Source organism: Spirosoma soli (assembly GCF_042684525.1).
GTDB classification, from domain to species: Bacteria; Bacteroidota; Bacteroidia; order Cytophagales; family Spirosomataceae; genus Spirosoma; species Spirosoma soli.
Map to the genome: position 1 here is coordinate 209,123 of NZ_JBHULN010000001.1, position 20,662 is coordinate 229,784.

The following is a 20,662-nucleotide window of genomic DNA, read 5'->3' on the forward strand; positions in this document are numbered from 1 at the left end:
CCGTCGTTAACCCTATTACCGTATGCGCCTGTTTACTAAGCAGTTCGCTGTTGTGCTTCTGGCGCTGAGCGCTTCTATCAGTTGTTTCGCCGTGCATCAGGTAGGCGGGCAATTGGAAATGCGAGCGGTGGGCGACGTGCCCGGTCATTATCGGATTTTAGTTACAAATTACATGGAAAGCGGTCCGCGAGCCGATAACCAGCGAGGTGGGCGACTCGGCATCTTCCGAAAGCGGGACAATTTCCTTATGACGCAGATCAGCCTACAGGAAATAGGTCAGCGGCAATCCATCATCTACGCCAATGAGTATTGTGCCAATCAGCGTAACCTCAAGTTCATTGTTGCCACTTTTGAGGCAGACGTTCAGCTCGACCCAGCTACGTATGCCGATTTGCAGGGATATTACGTTTCTTACCAGACCCGGAATCGCAACGCGGGCATCGATAACATCAACAGCCCCAGCCAGACCGGTTTTACGTTTTACCTCGAATTTCCGGCTCTTCAGCAGAACGGCCAGGTGTTCGTGAATTCCTCTCCTCATTTTGGCCCCATCAACGGCGAATACATTTGCGTTGGAGAACCGTTTATTTATCCGTTTGGGGCGACTGATCCCGATGGAGATGAACTGCGCTACTCACTAGTGACGCCACTGGATCAACGGGGCACGAACCAGAATTCGGTTTCGGCTGGTCCTTATCCGGATGTAAGGTGGCTATCCAGCTACGGCGCAACCAATGCTATTCCCGGTAGCCCCCCCTTCCGCATCGACCCACAAACCGGTCAGTTATCCGTAACGGCAACGCAACTTGGCTTGTTTGTCTTTGCGGTCAAGGTAGAGGAGTATCGAAATGGAATAAAGATTGGCGAAGTACGGCGTGACTTCCAGTTTCTGGTGATTGAATGTCCACCCGCAACGACACCAGACCCTGCCGTGCAGATTAGCAATCGCCCGGCTAACCTGCGCAACGCCACAATCTGCCGGGGTGATTCAGCCCTGCTGCAAGCAACCTTTAATAGCAACTGGAATTACCAATGGCGTCAGGATGGCATTAACATTCCAAATGCGACGGGCGCATCCCTGGCGGTACGTGAATCAGGGCGTTATACAGTGGTGGTGTCGCTCAAAACGGCTTGCAGCAAAACGGGTAACTCACAAGATGTTATCATTAACGTTCTGGATAACAATGCTAAGCTCGCCGTAGCGGGCCATCTGTGTGCCACCACGGGTTCCGTAAAGCTCGCCGTACCGGGCGGGTCAGAGGTTAATTACCAATGGTATCGGGACAACCAACCCTTGGCGGGCCAAACAACCGACTCGCTACACATTACGCAGGCGGGTCGCTACTGGACGACGCTGACACACAAAACCGCAGGGTGCGTTTTTCGTACGGACAGCATGTCAATTGAGCGATCGCCAGCGGTGCAGGCAGTTATCCGATCGGCAAGCGGATCGACCCGCATTTGTCCGCAAGACTCCTTACAACTGGAAGGCAGTGGGGGCATTCGCTATCTGTGGCTGAAAGACAACCAGATGATTCAGGGAGCCACCGAGGCTCGTCATTTCGCAAAAACGGCGGGAAGCTACGTCTTAACGGCTAGTGATGCTGATGGCTGCGAGGGCGTTTCAACCCCATTTTTACTTACTCAGGTTCCGCCTATAACCGTTGTTTTTGATTCGATACCGGCCGTTTGTGGGCCAGACAATCCCGTGTATACGCTTGTGAGTAGTCCACAGGGGGGCGAGTTTTCGGGAGTAGGCGTAGTGGGTAACGCCTTCAATCCGAAACAGGCTGGCGTTGGTAATCATCAATTGACCTACACTGCCAAAGCAGCTCCTGAATGCGCCAACGTGACCGTCTCCCGAACGGCCGTGGTTGCCCCCATTCCGACGATTCAGCTCGACGATATAACGACGTATAAAGGAAATACCTTTGAGCTTGCCCCAGCGTTAACGGGCGATCCTGACGTGTTCTCATGGACGCCAACGACGTACCTTTCTGACGCTAGTGTACCGAATCCTTCAGTCGTTTCAATCGCTGGCGACATTACGTATACCATTTCGATCAAGAATGCGTCGGGCTGCGAAGCCAGCGATAGCATTCGTATCACGGTACTGGAACGCGTTTGGATACCAGACGCGTTTTCGCCCAACGGCGACGGTCAGAACGACGTCTGGACACTAGCTGGCATTGAAGCCTTTCCCGACGCCGTTGTTACCATCTTTAACCGTTGGGGCGAAGTTATATATCTGTCTGATAAGGGGTACAGCAAGCCTTTCGATGGCACCATGAACGGAACAGCCTTACCAACCGGCGTTTACCCGTTCACCCTGCGGACAGTTCCCGAACAGCCAGTAGTTCGGGGACGCCTGATGCTGATCCGTTAATGGTTAGCGGTATTGAGCGAGCTCAGTTTCTGACACGGCGGATTAATCTTCCCAGGAGTCAAGACCTAACAATTTGCGCCCCAGCGGAGACAGCTCAGCGGTTTGGTGGCGCTCTTTCTCCCAATTACGGGGATCACCCGGAAACGCATAACCTTCAGGAGCCTGTCGTTCTCGCCAGGAGGTGATCCGCCAATCGCGTAACGCCTGGTTCTCTTCCTGGGCGGGCATCATCGAAATATACTGGGCAATTCGGACTTTATCACCGGAGCGGTTAGGCCGGATACCGTGCGGTTGAGAGCTATTGAAAATCAACAGATCGCCCGCTTCCATCTTCACCTTCACCAAGTCAAAACCCGCCGTATCCGGCTTAAACCGATCCCGGTCAGCGGGCTGAGTGAGTTTCCAGGTGTCGTAGGTGCGGAACAGTTCGGGAATACACTGAAACCCACCCATATTCTCGTCGGTTTGATCGGCCAGAGCGAGTACACCTTGTACGTTCTGGGGTTTGGTTTCGGGGTCATAGTCCCAGTGAATAAACCCTTTGAAGGTATCTTCGGGACGTAGGGGAAAGTTTAAATTAGCCCGGTCGATGGTTACCCACAGCTTTTCGGTTCCCCAGATATCAACAAAGGCGTCGTAAACTCGGGGATACTGGCGGTTGTCCCATTCGAATTGATGGTTGTAAAGTTCAACCATTCCGCTACCGGTTAGCTCCTTCATTTTCATTTCGGCACGGGCCGGAGCATACCAGGTTGATGGATCGTTGGGATCCTTCTCTTCAAACTCCCACAGAAAATCGGCCAGTCGCTTGGCTTGTTCTTTGGGTACCGCCTGCTTAATGACGACGTAGCCGTTTTCGATCCAGAATTTCCAGTCTTCTTCGGACAAAACCCGTAATGGCTTCAGCGGTTCGCCCTCGCGGGTTGATCGGTCGCTTAACTTGATAGAACTACTGGTGGCAGTACTTGGATTTCCCGGAATCTCTTTGTGAGCATTATCAGGAATCATTGCGGCAGGCGTATCTGTAGCCGGTATGCCTGCCGGAGCCATTGTGTTAGTCGCTTCCATGATTTAGGATTTATAAGTCTTTTTGTTGTAACAAAGTTAGCGTCCCTCTTCTGTAGCCTGTTATAACAATAATTACCACTTTTTGCTCTATATTGCTCTTAATAGTTGTATTTACTGGCCAAAGCGTAAAAACATGAGCAAAAACAGGTATGAAAGTGCAGTTTGAAGAAATCAGCCCCGACCGGGATAGCTCATTCCATATTCTGCTGACACCCCATTTGAGCGATGTATTTCTCTGGCATCATCACCCCGAATACGAAATCGTTTATATTGAAGGAGCGAGTGGAACCCGTCATGTTGGCGAACATATTTCTCGCTACGAAGACAGCGATCTGGTATTTATTGGCCCCAATATTCCCCACCTCAATTTCGACTATGGCGTAAAAACGGATTACCAGAAAGTAGTTGTTCAACTGATGCCTAATTTCCTGGGCGAATCTTTCTGGCTGGCCCCTGAGTGCGGGGCAATTCGTGACTTGTTCGAACGAGCCCGTTCGGGGATTTCGTTTCATGGACAAACGAAACAGATCATTGGGCAGGCGCTCAAACAATTGGCTCAGCACCCTCCCTTTAATCGTCTATTGGAGCTGCTCAATATCTTTCAGCAGCTGGCCATGAGTGAAGAATGGACCTCACTGCACGGTAATTCGGTGAACAACTCCTACAACCTGAGCGAACAACTGCGCCTTAAACGTGTCAGCTATTTCATTGCCGAACACTACACCCGCCGGATTGAGATTGATGAAGTGGCCGGATTATCTAACTTAACCAAAGCTGCTTTTTGCCGGTATTTTAAACGAATGACGCACTTGACGTTCACGCAGTATTTGAATCAGTACCGAGTCAACCAGGCCCAACGGCTTCTGTTACAAAACCATACGGTGTCAGAAGCCTGCCTGGCCTGTGGTTTTGAGAGTATGTCCTACTTTAATAAAACTTTCCGGCGTGTCACGGGCGAAAACCCTCTCCAGTTTAAAAAGCGTCACTTGCGTTAGTCAACCAAGACCACTTCGGCGTAAAGAGCTTGCCAATTGAAAACCCCTAAGCCACATCACGATAAGGCAGGTGGTGGAGGCATACCAGCCGGTTTTGACTTATCCTGGGGTAAAGGAATAAACTCCGTGTTGTCATTCGGCGGTAACGCAATGCGCCCCGCTTGCCAATCGGCTTTGGCCTGCTCAATCCGCTCCCGGCGCGAGGAAACAAAATTCCACCGCACCGGCGGCCCGGCATATAAACCGCTCACCCAACGGTTCGCCCCCCAGCAGCATCAATGTGCATCCCTCCTGGGTTACCAGCACAGGATCAATGCCCGCCGTAAACACCAGCAGTTGACCAACCCCATAGGTTCGTCCGCTCACTTCCACGCTCCCTTTAGCCACATAGGCTCCACGCTCGGGATACCCCTGCGGCAAGCCAAACCGAGCGCCGGGCTGCAACACAACGTGGGTATAGAACAAGGGAGAATGGGTTTTCACCTCATTACGTAAACCAAAAGCATCCCCGGCAATCAGCCGTAACCAGACTCCTTTATCGGTGAATACGGGGAGCTCATTGGGCTGATAATTCTCGAACGTTGGATTACTTTCTTCATCAGCCTCGGGCAGCGCTACCCACGTCTGGATCATCTCGAGCGAACCACCCGTCAACGCAGTCGGGTCCTCAAACCGTTCGGAGTGAGCAATACCGCTGCCGGCCGTCATCCAGTTGACCTCGCCGGGACGAATAATCTGTTGTACGCCCAAACTATCCCGGTGGGTCACCTGACCGTCAAACAAATAGCTCACGGTAGACAGGCCAATGTGCGGATGCGGCAATACGTCCATATTGGAAATCTGATCGGGAGCAAGGCTCACCGGGCCGCCGTGGTCCATAAAAATGAACGGTCCAAGCATGCGTCGTAGCCGGTAAGGCAAGATTCGCCGGACGTTGAATCCGTTACCCAGCGAAGCCGGACGAGCGTCAATGACTAGGTCTAACATAGAGTGAACAGTTGATGGAATGAGCGTTGTAATGACCTTATTACGAATCCAAGATAGACACTCTGCGCATCTAAATAGCAGCCAGAACCGCAAAATAACTTGAGTTACTGCCCAGGCTCGCGGACAGTACGCCCAAAGACAGTAAAGGCTTCTAGCTGATTCTCTAAAACGATTAACACAACATCGACCTTTAGCAGGCACCGATTAATCCTGACGGCATCCTGATTTGATAGGACCGTTAGCTTACCAATAAAGTCGATTATAAGACTAGACTAATAAGTAAACAGTTGAACGGTTAGGAACTCGGTTAAGACCGCTGCCCGATATAGTCAGGTGTTTCGGGCCATAAACGTAATCCGCGGAGCCACGAAATCAATGAGCCACTGACACAATGCGCTTCTAATCAGCGATTAGTCAACTGTTACTCAACAACCATGAAAAAAGAACAAATTCATTTAGAAGATTGGCAACGCATTATTGTAGGGAATAACCCACCCGAATTTTTACTCGAAGTACTGCTTCGTTCCGTACTTATTTTATTAGCCTTTCTAATTATCGTTCGGCTGCTGGGTAAGCGCATGAACGGGCAACTTACCCTGACCGAAATGTCAGTGATGCTCACGTTAGGGGCTATTGTTTCACCCATTATGCAGTTACCTGACCGGGGCATCCTGCTGGGAATCGTGATTCTAATCTGTGCGCTGACATTCCAGCGGGGATTGACCTGGCTGGACTTCAAAAGCAAACGGGTCGAAGAGATTACTCAGGGAAAAGAAAGTGTGCTGATCGAGGATGGCGTATTGCAGCTGGATGCTATGGAAGCAGCCCGCATCTCTAAACAGCAGGTTTTTGCCCAGCTACGTAGCAAAAAAATTTATAACGTAAAGAAAGTAAAGCGGATGTATATGGAAGCCTGCGGGATCTTTAGCATCTATACCGAGGAGGAACAAAACCCAGGCTTGTCGGCCTTCCCCGACAAAGACCCTGAGGTTCATATGCTACAGCCTGAAGCCGACTCAGCTATTGTTGCCTGCATGAATTGCGGGAATACCATACAACTCAAAGGCGATCAAAAGCCCTGCCCGGTTTGCCACGAAGTGGAATGGACCCAGGCCGTTTGTTAATTGTAAAGACGATGAAACCAGAACAACTTCACCTGACCGACTGGCAACGCATTTTCATTGGCGATGTGCCGGGCCTGTTTTATATAGAAGTTATTATCAGAACGGCAGTTGTTTACCTGATCCTGATGGCCTCCATGCGGATTATGGGCAAACGCATGGCTGGTCAGTTGAGCCGCACGGAAATGGTGGCCTTAGTAGCTCTGGCGGCTTCGATTGGTATCCCCATCATGGCACCCGACCGAGGGTTGCTGCCCGCTGTTATTTGTGCAGTTGTGATCGTAGCGGGCGAGTGGATTATTTCTAGCATAGCTTCCAGAAATCAAAAAGCAGAATATTTGTTCGAAGATGATCTGGACATCCTGGTCGAGAATTCCGTCATGAAGTTAGACACCATGCTGCACTGCCGGATTACCCGGGAACGGCTGCTGGCGCAGCTTCGATCGGAGGGCTTATACCACCTCGGCTCCGTAAAACGGCTCTACCTCGAAGCGAACGGATCTTTCTCGCTGGTCGAAAATCCTGATCCTACGCCCGGCCTGTCCGTACTTCCCGACTGGGATACTAAGTTTCGGAACAGGCAACGAAAAGTACACAGCCGTTTAGTTTGCGCCAACTGCGGCAATGCTAGTTCGTCGGCGTCACCCGATAACGGGGCCGAATGCACCAATTGCGGCAATGAGGAGTGGACCGAGGCTGTGGAGTGAGCCAAGCTTAAAAACTAGTCGTTATGCCAGCGTCAACAAGGAGTTTAAGAGGGTTAGACTGGGTCAACCTGCTTATGGCGGACGTCAGAGATGGCGTTGGTGTGTATCTGTCCGTCTTTTTGCTTACGGTTCGCGACTGGAACCCGCAGGAAATCGGGATTGTGATTGCCATTCCCGGTATTGTTGGCATATTAGTTCAGCCACCCGCCGGTAGCCTGATTGATCATACCAAATACAAGCGCCTGTTGCTCATCGGCGCGTCGCTCGTTATCGCCGTATGTTGCCTGATTGTGATCTGGAGTGGCGAGTTTTATCCAATATTCATCTCACAGGCAGTGGTTGGGCTTACGCAGTCGGTGTATGCACCCTGCGTGGCCGCCATAAGTCTGGGGATTGTGGGACATGCCATGCTGTCTCAACGAATCGGGCGTAACGAAAGTTTTAACCACCTGGGCAACATGCTGGCTGCCATTGTTGCTGGCCTTCTCGGACGGTTTGTTTCCTACGAAGCTATCTTCTACTTTTCAATCTTCCAATGCGTTGCTCTGGCGTTAGGCGTACTTGTCATTCGGGAAAAAGACATAGATCACAATCTGGCCAGAGCCGCTAGCGACAACGATCAGGCCACCGACGACAATTCCGGTGTCCTGGCGTTGTTAACCAACCGAAACATTCTGGTTTTCACCATAGCCATGGCCCTGTTCCATTTGGCCAATGCAGCCATGCTGCCCCTGGTTGGCCAGAAGATGGGGCTTGTCGATAAGCAGAACTCTTCACTTTACTTGTCGGCGGCCATTATCATGGCGCAGGGAGTCATGGTTTTTGTTGCCTCGTATGCCAGTAAAGTTTCCGAGAACGGGCGAAAGAAAGTGATGTCTATCGCCTTCCTTCTTTTGCCTGTGCGGGCAATTCTCTTTGCCTTCATCGATAATCCGTACGCACTGACAGCCACTCAACTGCTCGACGGCATTGGCGCGGGTATCTTTGGTGTGGTCAGTATTATCATGATTGCTGATCTGAGTAAAGGTACCGGACGATTCAATCTCTTACAGGGCGTTGTCTACTCGGCCATTGGCCTGGGCGCATCCATCAGCAGTATAGTCGGCGGCATCATCGTCAAGCAATACGGCTATGCTATTGGGTTTGGCTCCCTAGCAGGCATAGGTGTGTTCGGTACGCTTTTCTTTTTGATGCTTGTTCCCGAAACCAAGGAAATTAACGCAACAGAATGTGTTGAACCCGACAAATTGAAGAAAGCACTGACCTAAACGGCAAAGCCAGCGGCCGCTTAGAAACGCTGTTTGCGTTAGTTTTCTGGTATAGCGCGGTTCAGCCGGCCCGCCGGTACGGTAGTCTGAAGACTACGCTAGACTGTCATCGCAGTTTCTGACCGGAGTATATCGACGTTTCATTCCGATCACAGACCGGATAACGCCCGGGCATAGACTGAGACTACCGCACCGGCGGACCGGCTCAACCTTACCTTCCCAAACTGCTCATGAGGTATGAATTAGCTACTGAGAATATCGCTCAAACACAAGCGGGGACTCAGTGAGTCCCCGCCTGGTAGTTCCAGAATAAGCGTTACGTAACGCTTGCCATTATCATAGATCTTATTTCGATCCGCCTGACGTGCTACCGCCCGACATTTTGCTTACTACCTCTTTAGCTACTTTCAAGTGCGTTTTCACCAATGGGTGAGCCGCTTTAGCTACGTCTTTCAGGTTACTGTCCGACGCACTCGACTTTACCTGACTCATCACGGCGTCAAGTTTTTCGTGGCCTTTTACACCACTCTCCTGCACATACATCTTGTCGAAATCGGCACCCGACAGACCCTGCATTTTGGTCACCATAGCCTGCGTTTCAGCGTCGGGTGAGCTTGGCAACGTAACACCCTTGGCATCAGCAATCTCTTTCAATTTTGCCGAAAGGCCCGTTTGCTCTTGTACTTCAGCCTGCGCTAGTTGTTTCACTTCGTCGCTGCTGGCGCTTTGCACAGCTATCTTGCTCACTTCCAATTGCATCATGCCGCCTTTGGCCACCTGCATCATCAGATCCTGGTCGGCGCTGGATAGTTTAGCGCTGGTTGGTTTAATAGCACTCACAGCAGCCGCGCCCTTCTGATTCATGCGGTCAAAAGCCGATTTGCTCTCTTTACCAACCATGTTCGTTGATCCAGAGCCTGCCATACCACTGTTTTGTTGAGCGAACGTAACGCTCGTTACCGACAAAGCCATCAGTAGGCCCAGCGCGATCGATTTGGTTTTCATAACGTATGTTAGTTTGTAAACTAATTGTTGAGTTAATACTACCCTGTAACGGCTTGCTTTGGGCAAGTGTTTAGATATTCCCCTTAAAATCTATAGAGTTTTATCTAAATCCAATAATCAAACATATAGGTAACAGAGGATTCACCCAGATTATAGAGTTTTTCAACTGCTTGGCAAGCTATATAACGAAACCTTTGTGATCTCCGTGCGACCCTCTGTTGCCTCCGTGTTTAAAAAGCATTACCGAATCAGCATGATAGCGGCCATCATGTCGATGCCTTCCCACAGATACTGCACTTTCACGTTTTCGTTCTCGGCGTGCTGGTTGTTGTCGTAATTCACGACGGGCACCGAGACTACGTTAGCCTTCAGCACCTTCTCAAATAAATAAAGGGGTAAGCTCCCGCCCGCCGAAGGTAAGAGAACAATTGGATCGGCAGAAGTAGTTTGCACAGCCTTGATAACTTCCTGAGCAATCGGTAAATCCATGGAGGTTCGCTGGGCGTTGTAGCCCGTAGCTGCTTTAATCATGATGAGTTTTGGATGCTGCTGCCGTTCGGCGTCGGTGGGTTCGCGGTCGATAATATGATAGCCACGACTACGAATGTGGTCTTTAACACGTTCAATCTGCCGGGAAACCTCATTGCCCCGAACCATCCGCAAATCCAAAACGGCTTCGGCTTTTGTCGGAATAATGTTACCAGCCATTGCCCCGACATTAGCGCTCTGAAGCCCATTAATGTTTAACGTTGGTATCATCATCAGATCCATAAAGGACGCTCCTCCCCCGTCTGGTCTGGCAATACCCAGCTCCTTTTTTAGGGCCGCTTCCATGTTCGGTACGGCGGCCATAGCTTGCTTCTCGCGGTCCGTCAGCGGTGTTACGTCGTCGTAGAAGCCCTCAATGAGCACCCGGCCTTCATCATCTTTCATGCTGGCGAGTAGGCTCACTAGCCGTTGGGCCGGATTAGGGGCCCAATTGCCGTAATTACCGCTGTGCAGAGGACGCTTAGGCCCAAAAACGGTGAGGTAGAGATTCACATCGCCCCGAACGCCAAACTGCACAAGCTTTTTCCCCGAAACGTGCCGGGGTCCATCGGCAATAATCCAGAGATCGCTTTTTAGCTTGTCCTGGTGCTTTTGGAAGATGTCGCCGAGGTGCGTTGATCCGACCTCCTCTTCGCCTTCAAAGAAGAACTTCAGATTAGCCGTTAGTTTGATATTACTCTTGACCAGCGCATCGTAAGCGTTCAGAATGGTCATGACCCCGGCTTTATCGTCGGCACTTCCTCGCCCTGCCAACCGCCACGACGGGTCAATAAACTCTCCTGCTTTATACGTGGTTACAATTGTACCACCCTGCTCCACGGGAGCCGTAATGAATACGGGCTTAAAAGGTTCCAGTCCCTCCGCCCACTGCTTCGGGTTGACTGGCTGACCGTCGTAATGAGCGTAAAATGTCAATGTTTTGGTAGCACCCGGCACGCGGACCTCGCCAAACACTGCGGGGGTTATGCCCGGACGGGTACCGTCTAACAACTGAGCCGGAATGCCCCGCTGCTGCATCATTTGCAAAATGAAAGCCGCGTTTCTGCGAATGTTAACCGAGTCTGCCGATACGTTAGGGATTGCCAGAAACTGCCAATATTCGTTCATCAGCGTTGTCTCGTGGGCCTTACGGTAGGCCTGAACACGCTGCAGCGGTGTTTGGGCGCTGGCCGTAACAGTAGTTTTTTGCCCTTGTGTCGGTCGAGATATGCCAACAATAAAAAAAGCGAGCAGAATGACAAGGTGGTAGCGAAATTTCATACGGACAGTTTATGCCCCAAGATACGATTTTCTGACAACCAGTCAGCCACTCGCTCGGCCTGCAACAGATGCCGCTGCTCGTGCGCGATCAAAAACCGAAACGTATCCCCTACGCTTAGCTTTATCCAGCGGGCAATGGAGATTGGCACGGTTAGAGCACCAATGTTAACCTGCTGTGCTCGCTCCAAAAGTTGTAGTAGCTGCTGTTGTTGCACCATAAACTCATCTATAACGGCCGATGCATCTAGATGGTGGGCGGGGGTGTGCGCTTTGAAAGCTTTCATGGGCATGGCAATTGTGCCATTGGCTTTAGGTCGCATCGTATTGGCAAAGTAGTTACCTAACCAGCTGCTTCTGAACGTCGGCTGTGCAGACTGGTGCCGTACTTCGCCATATACGATAGCCTGCTCCAGAAGAGGTAAGTAATACCGTCCGTACGTATTAAGATGTTCTAAGCATTGGGCGATACTCCACTTTTCCGGCGATAGTCGTTGGTTCAATTCTTCGGCGGACAAAGCTCCAAAGCGTTTTCTGACTACAGTACTAATATCGTATACAAGAGCTATGTGCTCAATGAGTAACGTTTGGCTATTAAAAGAAGGCATCGTATTTGGGGTTGTATTTTCGATACAAACGTACAGTGACCTCCGGTCTTTAATCTTGGTCCAGACCAAGATTTTAATCATAAATGGCCGTTTTACAGCTTAACCGAAGCCAGTAGTTTGCTGAATGTGGCTGGATCAAGGCCGATGTATGATGCGATATACTTGTGAGGTATCAGTTGAAGCAGACGTGGGCTGCGGGTGAGTAGTATGCGAAACCTCGCTTCAGCACTAAACGTCATCTGCTGAATATGGCGCTCCATTAAACCCGATAACGCCCGACTGGTAGCCCGGCGCGCCCAGGTTTCCAGAATGGGATGCCTGGCTAACAACCTGGCAAAATCGGGATAAGCCAGCCGAAGCAACCGACTAGCCGACAGGGTTTCTAAATAATAGTGAGACGGTTGCTGTAGTTGAAACGAATCGATGATGCCCGAGAAAGAGCCAGCGTAGGAGAAAATCAACGTAACTTCACGTTGTTCTTCGCTCAGCGAGTAAGCCCGCTGTATGCCGTCGAGCACAAAATACGCGTAATGTTCAACGTCGCCAGCCGCAGTCAGTATTGACTTTCGCTTGTACGTAACTGGCTGCCAGCACGTAATGAAATCGCTCCAGACCTCATCTGGTAAAGGGCCTTCAGAAAATACGGCTTGCCTGAGCAGGTCAATTTCGGCAGACGAAGGTATCATTTTTGTATATAGCACTATGCGCTTACCGTTCGGCAACACCCTTTCCTCCACTATCCGGCACTTTCATTAATTCTGCCCCACCCCATCTCAATTTAGCTACTTTACCCTGTGCATCCAGCGAAAACGTAACCGGATCAGCACCGTTCCAGAATTGATCGTAGGTCAGTCGGAACGTATCATAATGCCAGTGGTCGAGCCGCCCCGTCAACACACTGTTTAGAGACAGGCGCAGTTTGCCTTCCTGCATCGTTACTTCAACCTTACCATAAAGCGGGTCGGCATACGAACCGATATAGGCTGTGATGGGCAACGTCGGTTTGGTGTTCATGACCCGCGCACTATCAACTCTTCGCTCAGCCGTTTTTGCCTGCTGCCGGAACCCGCCGTATAGCTGCCGAAATTCAGCGCTCCAATCGTGGTTAACACCCAACGCAAACTCATCGAAGGCACGGTACATCAACGCATGACGCAATTCGGCGTGGTCGAGATTACTTTGTACGTAGACGGCCAGTTTATGACTGGGCAATTGCCCATGGATGGCCACCATGCCCGTTAGGCTACCCGTGTGAAAATTGACACGTTGCCCGCGGTAATCGTGCTGAAACCAGCCCAGGCCGTAGGTCTTCCAGGACGGGTGCGTTAGTTGTTGCGTCGGATAGAACTGGGCATCCGTTACAATCGTCTGCGGCTTAAAAAGCTCCGCCCAGGTTATAGGTTTGAGCAGACGTTTCCCGTCATAGCGTCCGCTATCTATCATACACTGCATCCAGGCGGTAAGATCGTCGGGACATGACCAGACCGAACCGGCTGGCCCAATGGCGTCAACCAATCCTTCTTCCGTAGGGCTATTCATCACCCGAATCGTGTCGCTGATCTCAACATGCGGTTTAGCCCGGTTTAAGTCGGTCACTTCCCGAAATAGCGCCTGCGTCCGGCGCATACCCAGCGGCTCAAAAATACGCGTACGCATGAACCGTTCCCAGGGCATCCCGCTTACCTTTTCGACCACCTTTCCGGCAGCCAGGTACATGATGTTCTGATAAATAAAACTAGACCGAAACGAGTATGTAGGTTTTACGAGCCGTATGCGACGTAAGATCTCATCGGACGAAATCTGCATACTTGCCCACAGAAAATCAGCGTTGCCCACACCCGTGTTATGAATCAGCAGATCGCGCACCCGCAGCTCACGCGTAACGGCCGGATCATAAAGTTGAAAATCGGGCAGGTAATCAGTAACCGGATCGTCCCAGCGGAGTTTACCTTCATCAACGAGCATTCCCAGGCAAGCGGCCGTCATTGCCTTGGTCGTCGACGCCATCGCAAAAAGCGTCTGCGTATTCACCGCATCGGCTTTGCCTACTTCACGGACGCCATACCCTTTCTTCAACAGCACTTTACCGCCCTTCACTACAGTAACGGTGAGGCCAGGGACTTTCCAATCGTTGACGGCCTGTTGCACATACGCATCGTACCGGGCAACGGGATCTGCACTAACCGGCTTTCGCGATTGGGAGAACAGTAGCTGAACGCTACAAACCAGCAGCCAAAGGCAGGACAATAAAGACTTCATGAGCGGGCATTTGTCGACCAAGATACTAAAGCTCCGGTAGAGTTCGGCACAAACCAAGCTGATTCAAAACGTCAAATCAGCTCAAACTACCAGGAAAGCAATTTTAGAGCAGGTGAAGAAGCCTGTTTATGGCTTACTGTGACTTGTAATAACTAGAGTAGGGTATGGAAGAGATGGCATTAAGTAGTTTTCGCCGTTCCAGAATGCATTGTTGGTTGCGTCAAATGATTGCATAGGCAGCTTAGTGTATGTAGCCTGTTCCGTAGCCTTAAACGGCTTTACATTTTCTGATTGACGCTGGGTAATCACAAAATCGACCCGAGATCGAAATGGAAAGTCAGAAGCGGTATACGTAAATGTATTCTCGACACTCCCCCCTTGAAAAGACCAACGATTATCAAACTTGGTGTAACTAACGGTATAGTCACGATTTTGTAATTTGGTCGAATACACCTGAGCGTACTTGCTCTTGTTTACTATAGCCAGGCCTTTCTCTGTCAATTTATATTCGGCCCTGACAATGGCTAAGCTCTCAGCCGCTATGAACAGCTTACCAGCAAAATAGCCAGTTGTTACGTAAAAAGTGCGGGGTTTAAAGTTGATGATATAGACGGGTTGATCACCAATAAGGGTTTGGCCTGCCAGCTCAAAAACATAATCTTTGTTTAGCTTTCCGTTGCGGAATAAAAATTCCTGGTACTTAACAATGTCCAGCATGTTACTAACCCAAGGGCCTGGGGTCAGAACGGGTACCGTAAACGTAGTTAAAGGTTTGCGACGACCTTTAATGAAGCGTATTTGGTCATCCTTTTTAGTGAAATAGTACGACGGTTTATATACATCGATCAATCCTTCGGTATATGAAACGCACACATTGGGTTGTTGCTTCTCAATGGTCTCCCGGTAAAATCCGTGCAACAAGGTAGGTTCATTGGTATAATTTTTAGCAATAACCGCTACTGCCTTCAACAGTGTATCCCTGGCCTGAAAGGAGCGCTCAAGGCTAAAATACGTATCAAGAATTGAAGCCTGGGCCTGGTAGGAAACTGGAGCAAGTTGAACAACAGCATGGGTCGCTGGTAAAGTTGACAGTGGCATCTGAGTCAACCGATAGTTGATCGCTGTAAGTGTCAGGGTATCCTGCTTAAGCTGCTTAGGCAGATCCAACATGAAATAGCCATCAGCATTTGTTTCATTGCTTATTTTCCCCTCAGCGACGGAGAGAGTAACAAAAGGAACCGGCTTTCCCGTTTTTGCATCGACAACTTGCCCTTGAATGGTATAATCCGATTGGGCGTAGATTCTCACAGAATTCGCCAAAAATAGAGTCAGGAAAACGCCCCTGGTAGCAATGCTGCTTAATTTAGATTGACGGCTCATCTGAAGAGATTTTTCGGTAGAAATACTACGCATAAACTTTAAACGTATAACAAATCTGGAGAAATTTTGGCTGGGGTATGCTACGGATAGAGTTGGACAGTTATTAAGATAACCAGTTGAGATAAGGCACAAATAGTTGAGCGGCAATGGTGCATGTTGTCGCTGACTGGATATACCCAAACAGACTGCTGTCTATGTATTCTAGGGCACAAACGCCTTTCATGTTTACGCAATCCTACGAAAATCACCAAAAAACGTGAATCATTCCGACCTGCGAAGTAGATTTGCTTATAGCCAATCATATCTTCTTTAACGGTTCGAATGCTTTATCCGAATTACTCCTTTTTATCAGCTGCCCGACGGTTATTAGCCAGCTCAGCCGTCGCTATGTTGCTGCTGGGCAACTCCCACGCTTACGCCCAATCGAAAGCCAGCCCGTCTAAAACAGCGAACGCACTGTCGTCGATCACCGAACGTGACATCAAACGCGACCTGTTTGCCTTAGCAGGTGATCACTTTCGGGGTCGCGAAGGCGGCACGCTCGATGAGCTCAAAGCATCCGTCTGGATTGCCGAGCAAATGCGCGCTATGGGCATCCAACCCGCTGGCGACGACGGTACGTACTTCCAGTTCTTTCATATTCAGCGGACTCGAATTACGGAAACGAGTCGACTCAACATCGGCAATCACCAGTTGACGCACGGACAAGACGCGTTTATCCTGGCTCCGGCTATTGCGTCGGTCGATGCTCCGCTGGTCTTTGTTGGCAAAGGCACACCCGAAGAGGTGGCGAAGGTGGACGTCAAAGGAAAAGCGGTAGCACTGGAGTTTTCAGGAACGCCCCCGGCTGAGTTAAGCTACAGACGCTTTCTATTCGGAACCATGACGCGCCGGGCCGCTGACCTCATCAAAGCGGGTGCGTTGGCGGTTGTTTGGGTGTCGGACAAAGAAGCTCAGTTTTACTTCGAACGCTGGACAACCGGCCTCGAACGCGGGCGTTACGACCTACCCGGCGGTCCTAATACGCGGGTATTCTCGCAGGCGCCAACCGTCTGGTTACCAGCCAGTGCTCTGGACTGGATCAAACAACCGGGGCAGCAGTTCACGAATGTCGTTAACGTAGAAAGTTTCAATTATCCGTCCGTTAACATCGTAGGCAAGGTACCCGGCACGGACCCAAAGTTGAAAAATGAGTACGTATTGATTAGCACTCACCAGGACCACGACGGCGTTCGGCGGGCCGTAGCGGGCGACTCGATCTGGAACGGGGCCGACGATAACGCGACGGGTTGCGCAGCTGCGTTGGCCATTGGGCGGGCGTTTGTCCAGAAACCCGGTAAACGATCCGCCTTGATCGTATTTCATGGGGCCGAAGAACGGGGCTTACTAGGATCTCGCTATTACTCGGCAAATCCGACGGTGCCCCGCGAATCGATCGTGGCCGTGCTCAATGGCGAAATGATGGGACGTAATGCACCCGATAGTGCAGCCCTGCTCGGCTCGCAGCCTCCGCACATGAACTCACTTGATCTGGTCAACAGCGCCATGGCCGCTAACCAGGGCTTAACCAAGTTCAAACTCGACACGCTGTGGGACAGACCCGACCATCCGGAAGGCTGGTACTTTCGGAGTGATCACCTCCCCTATGCCCGGCTGAATATTCCGGCCATCTGTTTCACCTCCCTGCTTCATCCCGACTACCACACACCCAAAGACGAACCCGAACGTATTGACATCCCTAAGCTGACGAACATGACCCGGTGGATGTACCTGACCGGCTGGGACATCGCCAACCGCCCAACTCGACCGGCTTTGGTCAAGGATTTTAAACTAGAACGGTGAGGTTTTCTTGACGTTTCTTGACATTCTCATGTTTAGCGTAGTCTGGAGACTACGCCACAGCGTTATTCGGTCTCTGACCGGTCTGCTATTGCAATTTCTTGCAGAGCAGGCTGGGCTACCTGTTGAGCCAAACCACTTAAACGATACAAACCACAAAGGCCACGGCGTTATGTCGTGACCTTTCTGGTTTGTATATTCTGATGTGAATATTACCGGCCACCCCGATGGAAGCCGCCACCCATACCGCCGTGGAAACCGCCCCCGAAGCTAGATCCTCGAAAACCACCGCTAAATGGCCGTCCACCACCCCAGGCTTGGGCATGGTAGCCTCCGGCGTTCGACTCCAGAAAACGTCCCGTAACGGCGGGGCGATTAACCGGCATCCAGTTTCCCGGACGATGATAGGTGCCGGCATGGGTTAACCAGTTCGCCCGCACATTGTTGAAGCCAGCCGCCGGGCCAAACGTACGGTGAGCGGCCGTCATAAATCCGGCGTTGCCCGGTGTCCAGAAACGGTGTTCGCCCATCGTACGAACGTAATAGTTGTTAAATCCACGATAAAGGTGTGGATAATAGGTTGGTCCTCTCCGGAAGAACCAGGTTGAGAAACTAATGGAGGGCAGGCCGAATAAAACCAGATTACCGCCCCCTCCGAAGTAAAACCCAGTGCCGTACCACCAGGCAGATGGATACCAGAGTGGCGATGCATACCAGTAAGGGTAGCCGAACCAGAATGGATACGGGTTTTGATAGTAGTAATTGCTGTTGACCCAGGCCGGGTTTGGATTAATGCCGGTATTGTATCCATTGGCTTTAGCGTAGGCCAGCCCTGCCTGCTGCAGCTCCTGTTTTGCCTGCGGATCTTTGTCGAGTTCATTCTGATACTCGGCCAACTCCTGCTGATTCTGCACATTCAGACTATCGTGCAAAGCCGTTAACTCCTTTGTCACCTCATCAGGATTAGCCCGATAAGCCTCTCCAAGCTGCTTTGTTTTGTCAATCTGATCAGTGAGTTGCGATAGTACGTCCGGCATTTCAATGAGCTTTCGGAAGGCATTCTGTGTCGCACCGTCGAGCGGTTGAATCAGCCGATTAAACTCCTGCTCGGCCTGCTGATTGAGATTGTCCATCTGAACCAGTTCGTCGCGATTGTGCCGATATAACTTCCAGGCTGACTCCTGTAGGTCGGTTGGTAAGTCTTTAGTAAGTGCCGTCACGGTTGGCTTATCCGAATGGGGGGCCAGCGTTGCCAGATCGTGCACCACATTCGGGTAACGGCTCAAATCGTAAAACCAGCCTTGTTTTTTCTGGTCATACGACTGAATAAGGCGCGTAAAGGCCTGCTGAGTATTGTCGCGCTGCTGAGCCAGGCTGGTTAACACGTCAGGCTGTTCGCTAACGAGCAGAATAGCCTGACGAACATCGTCGCGATACGGGGCGATGGCCGATACAATTACCTTGTCATTATTAATTGCGGGTTGCTCATCCCCTGTGTTTTGGGCTGGTGTAACTTGCCAGCTCATCATCAATAGCCCAACGGGGATCAACCATCTTCTTTCCTGAATTAAGTGAATGAACGCTTTCATAACTGGTAACTTAATTTTTAGTGAACATAGACGTCTTTTCGGTCTTATTTCATTACCCAAAAACCTACTCGTCAGGTGGTTACCTGACGAAGTAGACATCAGCAGAAGAACTAAAATCCAGATGAAACGGACGTTAATCTTCAGTTAAAAAGCAGTCTTAGTCGGTATTCAAGCCTAATCAGCCCCTTCATTTCCGACACAGCGAACACAACGTAACTTCGTGTCACCTATTGGTGCATGCAGAGCCTTTGTGCTGGAATAATTTACTCATGAGGTCTTTTATCAATACCCACTGGTTTAACCTGAAACTCTTAACTTAGAGCCCTCATTAGTAAAGCGGCCACAATTGCCCAGCTATGTTACCTTCTCTGCGAAACCTTACAGGGCTTATCCTCACGCTTGCCCTCTGGACAGCCTGCCATCGACCACCAGCAAAATCAACTGCTTATTTTCCGCCCAAAGGCGACAACTGGGCGCACCTGGCTCCCGAAAAAGCGGATATGGATGCCGCGCTGCTGGAGCAGGCCGTATCGTTTGCCAAAACGCAGGAGACGACCCAGATGGCCCCCGATTTCTCGACGCAGGAAGTAATTTTCGGTAAGCTCCTCGGGCCAATGCCTACCAGCCGGGCCAAAACCAATGGCATTGTCCTTCGTCACGGCTATATCGTGGCCGAGTGGGGCGACACTCAACGGCCCGATCCGACGTACAGCGTAGCCAAAAGTGTGCTCTCTACGGTGCTGGGAATCACCATTGAAAAGAAAATGATTCCGGACATCCATGACCCGGTGGCGAACCTCATCCACGACGGCGGCTACGAGTCAGCCCAGAACCGACCTGTTACCTGGGAGCATCACGCGCGTCAAACCAGTGAATGGGAAGGAACCATGTGGGGAAAAAACAGTGATTTTGTGGGTAAAGAAGCATTTGGTAAAGGGGAGCGTAAACCCCGTACGCTGCAACAGCCGGGCACGTATTACGAATACAATGATGTGCGTATCAACCGCCTGGCGCTGTCGCTGCTGCGTCTGTGGAAGAAGCCACTCCCCGAAGTAGTACGTGACGAAATCATGAACCCGATTGGAGCTTCGGATACCTGGCGCTACATTCCGTACCCCAATGCCGTAGCCAATATCGATGGCCAAGAGATGCCTTCGGTTAGTGGCGGAACCCGCTGGGGTGGCGGTTTGTGGATCAACACCCGCGACGAAGCCCGCTTTGGGTATTTGTTTCTGCGTCAGGGGCGCTGGAACGACCACCAGATTGTATCGTCGGACTGGGTGAAACAGGCCACAACGCCCGGATCGGTGGGTCCGCCCTACGGCTACCTGTGGTGGTTGAACACGCCTGACCGTACAACGGGCAAAAAGCCCTGGCCCGATGCCCCTACAACTAGTTTTGCGGCTTTAGGAACTGGCCAGAACACCGTCTGGGTTGATCCCGAACATGATATAGTTATTGTATGGCGTTGGCATAATGGCAATCCTAATGAACTGATCAAACGTGTTTTAGCGGCCGTAAAGAAATAACAGTCATAAATAAGATCGTTTACCTAAAAGTGATTCATTTAACGATCAGAGGATCAAACATCCTTGCTCTCAAAACGTTAGATCACAAAAGTATTCATTGACAAAATTTTCTATA

The 20,662-nt window shown here is 50.8% G+C and carries 15 protein-coding genes and 1 pseudogene; 7 read left to right on the plus strand and 9 right to left on the minus strand.

All coding sequences use genetic code 11. The features are described 5' to 3' along the window. Positions 1–22 precede the first annotated feature (22 nt). A complete protein-coding gene (locus ACFSUS_RS00830) occupies positions 23–2,386 on the plus strand; it encodes a gliding motility-associated C-terminal domain-containing protein (RefSeq protein WP_381517723.1) in 2,364 nt (787 codons plus the stop codon). A gap of 42 nt (positions 2,387–2,428) precedes the next feature. On the opposite strand, the gene ACFSUS_RS00835 is transcribed toward ACFSUS_RS00830, so the two are convergent. Further along, the gene (locus ACFSUS_RS00835; protein WP_381517726.1) at positions 2,429–3,454 is read right to left on the minus strand and encodes a phytanoyl-CoA dioxygenase family protein; all 1,026 of its coding nucleotides are present in this window, start codon (positions 3,452–3,454) and stop codon (positions 2,429–2,431) included. Positions 3,455–3,603: 149 nt separating this feature from the next. On the opposite strand from ACFSUS_RS00835, the gene ACFSUS_RS00840 reads away from it, so the two are divergent. Further along, positions 3,604–4,449: a helix-turn-helix domain-containing protein gene (locus ACFSUS_RS00840; RefSeq protein ID WP_381517729.1), complete on the plus strand. Its 846-nt coding sequence runs from the start codon at positions 3,604–3,606 to the stop codon at positions 4,447–4,449. Positions 4,450–4,505: 56 nt separating this feature from the next. Here the strand turns inward: ACFSUS_RS00840 and ACFSUS_RS00845 are convergent. Continuing rightward, positions 4,506–5,436: pseudogene (locus ACFSUS_RS00845) on the minus strand (pirin family protein). Positions 5,437–5,870: 434 nt separating this feature from the next. Between ACFSUS_RS00845 and ACFSUS_RS00850 the strand changes: the two are divergent. The 3 genes from ACFSUS_RS00850 to ACFSUS_RS00860 all read left to right on the plus strand — a co-directional run bounded on the left by ACFSUS_RS00850 (position 5,871) and on the right by ACFSUS_RS00860 (position 8,532). Next, positions 5,871–6,560 (plus strand): DUF421 domain-containing protein, encoded by a 690-nt coding sequence (locus ACFSUS_RS00850; protein ID WP_381517732.1) that lies wholly within the window; start codon positions 5,871–5,873, stop codon positions 6,558–6,560. 11 nt (positions 6,561–6,571) lie between these two features. After that, positions 6,572–7,264, plus strand: a complete 693-nt coding sequence (locus tag ACFSUS_RS00855; protein WP_381517735.1) for a DUF421 domain-containing protein — start codon at positions 6,572–6,574, stop codon at positions 7,262–7,264. A 74-nt stretch (positions 7,265–7,338) separates the two neighbouring features. Beyond that, on the plus strand, positions 7,339–8,532 hold the full coding sequence (locus ACFSUS_RS00860; RefSeq protein ID WP_381517738.1) for an MFS transporter: 1,194 nt from the start codon (positions 7,339–7,341) through the stop codon (positions 8,530–8,532). 345 nt (positions 8,533–8,877) lie between these two features. Here ACFSUS_RS00860 and ACFSUS_RS00865 read toward each other — a convergent pair whose 3' ends face one another. The 6 genes from ACFSUS_RS00865 to ACFSUS_RS00890 form a co-directional block, all read right to left on the minus strand. Then, the gene (locus ACFSUS_RS00865) at positions 8,878–9,537 is read right to left on the minus strand and encodes a DUF4142 domain-containing protein (protein ID WP_381517741.1); all 660 of its coding nucleotides are present in this window, start codon (positions 9,535–9,537) and stop codon (positions 8,878–8,880) included. Between the two features lie 240 nt (positions 9,538–9,777). Then, positions 9,778–11,346 (minus strand): M20/M25/M40 family metallo-hydrolase, encoded by a 1,569-nt coding sequence (locus tag ACFSUS_RS00870; RefSeq protein ID WP_381517744.1) that lies wholly within the window; start codon positions 11,344–11,346, stop codon positions 9,778–9,780. Continuing rightward, entirely contained in the window at positions 11,343–12,032 is a 690-nt protein-coding gene (locus tag ACFSUS_RS00875; protein ID WP_381517748.1) for a DinB family protein, read from the minus strand. The genes ACFSUS_RS00870 and ACFSUS_RS00875 overlap by 4 nt, the downstream gene beginning before the upstream one ends. An 11-nt stretch (positions 12,033–12,043) precedes the next feature. After that, positions 12,044–12,637 carry a Crp/Fnr family transcriptional regulator gene (locus ACFSUS_RS00880; protein WP_381517751.1) on the minus strand — a complete coding sequence of 198 codons (594 nt, stop codon included), beginning with the start codon at positions 12,635–12,637 and terminating at the stop codon, positions 12,044–12,046. Positions 12,638–12,659: 22 nt separating this feature from the next. Then, positions 12,660–14,210, minus strand: a complete 1,551-nt coding sequence (locus tag ACFSUS_RS00885; protein ID WP_381517754.1) for a serine hydrolase — start codon at positions 14,208–14,210, stop codon at positions 12,660–12,662. A gap of 126 nt (positions 14,211–14,336) precedes the next feature. Next, positions 14,337–15,590: a carboxypeptidase-like regulatory domain-containing protein gene (locus tag ACFSUS_RS00890; RefSeq protein ID WP_381517757.1), complete on the minus strand. Its 1,254-nt coding sequence runs from the start codon at positions 15,588–15,590 to the stop codon at positions 14,337–14,339. A 321-nt stretch (positions 15,591–15,911) separates the two neighbouring features. Between ACFSUS_RS00890 and ACFSUS_RS00895 the strand changes: the two genes are divergently transcribed. Continuing rightward, the gene (locus tag ACFSUS_RS00895) at positions 15,912–17,432 is read left to right on the plus strand and encodes a M28 family peptidase (RefSeq protein WP_381517760.1); all 1,521 of its coding nucleotides are present in this window, start codon (positions 15,912–15,914) and stop codon (positions 17,430–17,432) included. Positions 17,433–17,641: 209 nt separating this feature from the next. On the opposite strand, the gene ACFSUS_RS00900 is transcribed toward ACFSUS_RS00895, so the two are convergent. Beyond that, positions 17,642–19,018, minus strand: a complete 1,377-nt coding sequence (locus ACFSUS_RS00900) for a hypothetical protein (protein WP_381517762.1) — start codon at positions 19,016–19,018, stop codon at positions 17,642–17,644. A gap of 356 nt (positions 19,019–19,374) precedes the next feature. Between ACFSUS_RS00900 and ACFSUS_RS00905 the strand changes: the two genes are divergently transcribed. Continuing rightward, positions 19,375–20,547 (plus strand): serine hydrolase domain-containing protein, encoded by a 1,173-nt coding sequence (locus tag ACFSUS_RS00905; RefSeq protein ID WP_381517765.1) that lies wholly within the window; start codon positions 19,375–19,377, stop codon positions 20,545–20,547. Positions 20,548–20,662: the final 115 nt, after the last annotated feature.